This is a genomic window from Echinicola sediminis, from assembly GCF_054777495.1.
In genome coordinates, this window is the sequence record NZ_BAAHAP010000252.1 from 1 (window position 1) to 570 (window position 570).

At 53.0% G+C, this 570-nt stretch carries 1 protein-coding gene; it reads right to left on the reverse strand.

The genetic code is table 11. The features are described 5' to 3' along the window. A partial coding sequence (locus ACYVAA_RS23035) for a hypothetical protein (RefSeq protein WP_460546462.1) occupies positions 1–570 on the reverse strand: 570 nt, incomplete at both ends.

Sequence of the window (570 nt, forward strand, 5' to 3'; positions counted from 1 at the left end):
GCTTCTGAGAAGGTCAAACGGTTGCTGTTAAACAGATCCTGATGCTGCTCGTGCTGTTCAGAGAGCACATCCAGTAGCATGGCGTGCGTTTCACGCACGTTCACGTTGAGACGCACGCTGTTCACCTGACCAAACGATACGTTCTGCAACCCCTGGTTGAGCATACGGATACGGTTCTGCTCGCGCTGAATGGTTTTGCGAATGATGTTCGCCACGCTGCGGGAACTGATCGCCAGTTTCTGTTCACGGGAGGTTAATTCTTCGGTCAGACGGCTAAGTTCAATCTCCATCTGTTCGATAGCTTCCACCGGATCATCGGTACGAATAATATCCTGACGAATACGTTCACGCAGATGCTGATAAACCGCCACGAAGAACTGAATTTTACGCTCCGGACGTTTCGGATCTTCCGACATGCGCAGCACGTCGCGCAGATGTTCGTTATCCGCCACCGCCAGACGCAGCGCACCTAACGCCTTATCCGACATGGAACGCAAATCATCAGCGGAGAGATAAGCCAGCTCACGACGGTGTAAGCGGCGCTCAACGCCGTTATCTTTCACCATGCGC